The organism is Leifsonia sp. (assembly GCF_051955155.1).
GTDB lineage: Bacteria > Actinomycetota > Actinomycetes > Actinomycetales > Microbacteriaceae > Leifsonia.
In genome coordinates this window covers 1-4,590 of the sequence record NZ_JBQCGZ010000048.1, presented here as the reverse complement: position 1 = coordinate 4,590, position 4,590 = coordinate 1, and the positions used below count along the sequence as shown (strand labels likewise).

Annotated in this window: 6 protein-coding genes; 1 reads left to right on the top strand and 5 read right to left on the bottom strand. The window is 72.8% G+C overall.

What is annotated here, in order from left to right; all coding sequences use genetic code 11:
- Positions 1 to 36 precede the first annotated feature (36 nt).
- Genes ACTHMF_RS04755 through ACTHMF_RS04740 form a run of 4 tightly spaced genes read right to left on the bottom strand, consistent with a single transcriptional unit; the run spans position 37 to position 2,834 of the window.
- Positions 37 to 405: a PLD nuclease N-terminal domain-containing protein gene (locus tag ACTHMF_RS04755; RefSeq protein ID WP_314147806.1), complete on the bottom strand. Its 369-nt coding sequence runs from the start codon at positions 403 to 405 to the stop codon at positions 37 to 39.
- Positions 406 to 438: 33 nt separating this feature from the next.
- Positions 439 to 1,995: a carboxylesterase/lipase family protein gene (locus tag ACTHMF_RS04750; RefSeq protein WP_440316506.1), complete on the bottom strand. Its 1,557-nt coding sequence runs from the start codon at positions 1,993 to 1,995 to the stop codon at positions 439 to 441.
- Positions 1,996 to 2,002: 7 nt separating this feature from the next.
- On the bottom strand, positions 2,003 to 2,332 hold the full coding sequence (locus ACTHMF_RS04745) for a YciI family protein (protein ID WP_314147804.1): 330 nt from the start codon (positions 2,330 to 2,332) through the stop codon (positions 2,003 to 2,005).
- A 31-nt stretch (positions 2,333 to 2,363) separates the two neighbouring features.
- The gene (locus ACTHMF_RS04740; RefSeq protein ID WP_440316505.1) at positions 2,364 to 2,834 is read right to left on the bottom strand and encodes a hypothetical protein; all 471 of its coding nucleotides are present in this window, start codon (positions 2,832 to 2,834) and stop codon (positions 2,364 to 2,366) included.
- A 113-nt stretch (positions 2,835 to 2,947) separates the two neighbouring features.
- Between ACTHMF_RS04740 and ACTHMF_RS04735 the strand changes: the two genes are divergently transcribed.
- Complete coding sequence (locus tag ACTHMF_RS04735; protein WP_440316504.1) at positions 2,948 to 3,883, top strand: siderophore-interacting protein; 936 nt, start codon at positions 2,948 to 2,950, stop codon at positions 3,881 to 3,883.
- A gap of 7 nt (positions 3,884 to 3,890) precedes the next feature.
- On the opposite strand, the gene lepB is transcribed toward ACTHMF_RS04735, so the two are convergent.
- Positions 3,891 to 4,590, bottom strand: a 700-nt coding sequence (gene lepB / locus ACTHMF_RS04730; protein WP_440316503.1) for a signal peptidase I, incomplete at its 5' end; no start/stop codon positions are given.

Genomic DNA, 4,590 nt, shown 5'->3' with positions numbered 1-4,590 from the left:
GCGAGACGGCGTGTCGCGACCGCTCGGCGAGAGGGACTACGCGCCCTCGGCCTCGCCGCGGCGCTTGCGCAGCTCCGCCTCCAGGCGGCGGATGCGGTCGTCGGCGATCTCGCGCTCCAGCGCGGCGAGCTGCTCCTCGGTCGAGGACAGCCGCGGGGCGGGGGCCGGGGCGGAGGAGCCGGGCGCGGAGGCCGCCGGGCGCTGCGGGCGTGCGGGCCGGGAGCGCATCCCGTAGTACTCGCGGCCGACCGTGAACCAGAGGATGCTGCCGATCAGCGGCAGCAGGATGACGATGAACACCCAGGCGACCTTCGGCAGGTGCCGGATCTGGTCGCCCGTGCGCAGGATGATGTCGATCAGCGCGACGACGAAGAGCACGAAGACCAGCGCCGGGATAACGACCATGCGCTCGATTCTAGGGGGACGGCCGCGCCCGGGTCACGAGAACGAGAGCACGGAATCGCCCCAGCCCGCGCGCAGCGGCCCGTCGAGGTCGGCGACGACGCGATCCTCGCCGTCGATCACCAGCGTCTGACGCTCCGGCGCGCGGTAGGGCGGCCAGTCCTCGCCCGGCGCGCCGCCGTTCGCGAACGCGGCCCAGCGCTCCACCATCCGCCGCGAGACGCGCTCGGCGGAGCGGCGGCCGCCGAGCCGGTAGATCGCGCGCGGCGCCTCGGCGACGGTGCCCCAGGCGTAGGGCACCTCGGCGGCGTGCGCTGCGCCGATCCCCGCCAGCCGCAGCAGCGGCGTCGAGTGGTCGAACCGGTACAGCCAGGTGGGCGCGACCGCGCCGTGACCGGCGGCGAGCCACACGGTCGGCATCCGGAACGCGATGTCGCGGGCGATCCCGAGGCCGACGACCCCGCGACGGAGCCCGCGGTAGGCCGACAGCACCTGCTCGCGGTCGGGGGCGACGACGTCGGGGCTCTCCTCGCGCATGGCCTGGAACATCCGCTCGATGGACGCGGCGTCGATCGGCAGCAGCGCCGACTTCATGAAGCGGAACATCGTCGCCTCGTCCCGGTTCGTGCCGATCACGAGCGGCACCGGATGCCCGCGCCCCGAGCTCAGCACCGCGATCGGGTGCTCGGGGAGCAGGTCGCCGTCCACCACGGGGGCGAACGCGAGCGTGCCGGGATGCTCCCGCGGCACCTCTTCGTACACGGCCGACGCCGCCGCGACCACCGCCTCCGGCGGCAGCGCCCGCAGGGCGGCGAGGTCCGAGGCGGCGACACTCGCCGCCTCCGCGAACCGCGCGGTGACGGCCGCGGCCCGCCGCCTGCCGTACATCGAGCTCGCGGGCGAGCTCTGCACGATGGCGCGCTGGAACAGGCCGGCGGCGCTCGGGGTCGCCAGCAGAGCGGTGACCAGCCCGCCGCCCGCCGACTCCCCGAAGACGGTGACGCGCTCCGGGTCGCCGCCGAAACCGGCGATGTTGTCGCGCACCCAGGAGAGCGCGAGCAGCACGTCGCGCAGTGCGACGTTGGTGTCCGCCTCCCCGTCGTGCTCGGCGCCGAGGTCGAGGAAGCCGAGCGCGCCCAGCCGGTAGTTGACGGTCACGATCACGGCGTCGCCCGCCTCGGCGAGGGCGGTGCCGTCGTAGACGGACTGGCTGGCGGCGCCGAAGGTGTACGCGCCGCCGTGCACCCAGACCATCACCGGCCGGGGCCGTGCGGCAGCGCGGGAGGGGCTCCACACGTTCAGGAACAGGCAGTCCTCGTCGGCGGTGACGCCGTCGCCGAGCGGGATGACGGTGTTGACCGGCTGCGGTGCGGCGTGCCCGAACCGCGTCGCGTCCACCACGCCGTCCGGGGCCACGGCGGGCACCGGGGCACGCCAGCGGCGATCGCCGACCGGCGGCTGTGCGTACCGGACGCCGCGCCAGACGGCCACGCGGCCGTCGTCCGTCCCGCGCAGCGCGCCGGAGCCGGTGACGATGACGGGGGACGCGATGGCCGGCCTGCCGCCGTCCTCGACCATCGCGTCCCCCGTCACCGCTCGCTCACTCCCAGACCAGGAACGGCCGCAGCTCCAGCTGGCCGTTGCGCGCCATCGGGTGCTTCGCGGCGACCTCGATGGCCTCGTCCATGCTGTCGCACTCGAGGATGTCGAAGCCGCAGATCCATTCCTTCGTCTCGGTGAACGGGCCGTCGGTGACATAGCGGCGGCCGTCGCGCACGCGGACCACCTTCGAGGCCGCGGGGGGTTCGAGCGCCTCGCCGATCACGCGCGTGCCGGAGGAGTCGAACTCGTCGACCCAGATGTTCACGTCGGAGTCGTCCTTCTCGTGGTCCGGCTGGGAGTCGGTGACCACGAACATCATGTACTTCATGTCTCGAGCGTTCCTTTCGTTGGGAGACCATTCACCCGGACGTCGAACGGGGACCGCGCGATACGACATTACGGTGCGAACGAATCGTGCGGGCGGTGACGAGCTGGAGCCCGACGACGGTGAGGAGGGCGGCGAGCGGGCCGCTCAGGCTGCCGAGGAACGTGGGCGGGGTGGTGATCCAGACGACCGCGTAGCCGCCGAGCGAGACGGCGTAGGCGGTGAGGCTCGCGCCGAGGTAGCGCCACCACAGGCGCTGGCCGGCGGCGGCGGACAGGAACCAGAGGTACTGCGCGAGTCCGGAGAGCATCCCGACGAGGGCGGCGGCCGGCCCGTAGAAGAACAGCTGCGGGCTGAGCAGCCGCCCGCCGGTGTCGCTCTCGAGCTCGAAGTCGATCAGGTGCAGGAAGCCGACGGTCGCCCCGATCAGGATGCCGCCGACGATGAGCACCGCCGAGCCGTCCCTGCCGAGCACGGGATGGACGGGCACCGGCTCCTCGCTCATGGGCCGACGATAGCGCCAGCGCGGAGCGGGCGTCCAGCCGCTGTCCAGCCGCCCGACCGTCGAGTTAGTGTAGCCTTACCTTACCCGCACGCCTCACCCGGAAGGGATCGTTCGTGACCGTCATCGCCCCGCCCATCACGGAGCGTCCGGCCTACCGTCCGTACCGCGCCGCCGTGTCCGCGATCCGCCGGCTCAGCCCGCACTTCACCCGGGTCAGCCTGCGCTGCGACGACTTCGAGACCTTCGGCACCGAGCGCCTGGACCAGCGGATCAAGGTCGTCTTCCCGCTCGCGGACGGCAGCTTCTGCCCGCTCGACACCGGAGACTGGTACGACGTCTGGCGGGCCCTCCCCGAGGAGCGCCGCAACCCGTTCCGCACCTACACGGTGCGCGACGTCGACCAGGGCGAGCGCCGGCTGGACATCGACTTCGTCGTGCACGGTCACGACGGCGCGGACGCGGGACCCGCCTCCCGCTGGCTCGCGGAGGCCGTGCCGGGCGACGAGCTCGTCGTCGTCGGTCCGGACGCGCTCAGCCCGGTCAGCGGCGTCGGCATCGACTGGCGCCCCGGCGACGCCACCGAGCTGCTGCTCGCCGGCGACGAGACGGCGGCCCCGGCGATCGCGTCCATCCTGGAGGCGCTCCCGGCCGGGCGCCGCGCGCACGCGTTCATCGAGGTGCCCTCCGCGGAGGATGCGCTCCCGCTCGCGGTGCGTCCCGGCGTCTCGGTCACCTGGGTCTCCCGTGATGGCGGCGACCACGGCTGCGAACTGGTCCCCGCCGTCACCTCGTGGCTGCAGGCGCACCCCGAGATCGTGGCCGCCGCGGCGGCGCCCACCCGGCAGCGCCTGCAGAAGGTGGATGTGGACCGCGAGATCCTCTGGGAGCGCCCGGAGCAGGCCGCCGGCGGCTTCTACGCGTGGATCGCGGGGGAGTCGGCGGCGGTGAAGACGCTGCGCAGGCTGCTGGTGCGCGGCCACGGCATCGATCGCGGTCGCGTCGCGTTCATGGGCTACTGGCGGCGCGGGCTCGCCGAACGGGTCGGCTGAACGGGCGCTACTCGTCCTTGCGCTCTGTGCCCTGGAAGGTCTCCGGGTAGTCGCTCAGCCACGACCAGTGGCTCAGCGGCCAGCTGATCACGAACGCCCGGCCGACCACGTCGTCCAGGGGCACGAAGCCCTTGCCGGGGTCGTCCATGTGGTAGCGCGAGTCCGCCGAGTTGTAGCGGTTGTCGCCCATGACCCAGACCGAGCCGGCGGGGACGGTGACGTCGAACGGCTTCGCCGACACGTTCTCCTGGCCGGCGGGCAGCAGCACGTACGGCTCCTTGAGCGGGACGCCGTTGACGCTCATCTGGCCGAGCGTGTTGCAGCAGGTGACGTGGTCTCCCGGCAGGCCGATGAGGCGCTTGACGAGGTGCTGGTCGCTGTCGGAGGCGCCGAGGCCGACGAAGTCCAGCACGGCACCGACGCCCTTCTGCAGCGCGTTGCCCTGCGCGGGCGGGGCGGGCGGCAGCCAGCCGCCCGGGTCCTTGAACACGACGACGTCGCCGCGCTGCAGGCCGAACAGCTTGGGCTGCAGCTCGTTGACGATGATCCGGTCGTTGATCTGCAGCGTGTTCTCCATCGATCCCGACGGGATGTAGAACGAGCGCGCGACGAACGTCTTGATCAGGAACGAGACCAGCACGGCGACCACGAAGATGATCACCACGTCCCTCAGCAGCGTCTTCCAGCCCGAACGACGGGTGGCGCGG

Bases quoted from the DNA above. Each gene is read 5' to 3' on its own strand.
- ACTHMF_RS04755 (WP_314147806.1), bottom strand. From the start codon at position 405: ATGGTCGTTATCCCGGCGCTGGTCTTCGTGCTCTTCGTCGTCGCGCTG.
- ACTHMF_RS04745 (WP_314147804.1), bottom strand. From the start codon at position 2,332: ATGAAGTACATGATGTTCGTGGTCACCGACTCCCAGCCGGACCACGAG.
- ACTHMF_RS04740 (WP_440316505.1), bottom strand. From the start codon at position 2,834: ATGAGCGAGGAGCCGGTGCCCGTCCATCCCGTGCTCGGCAGGGACGGC.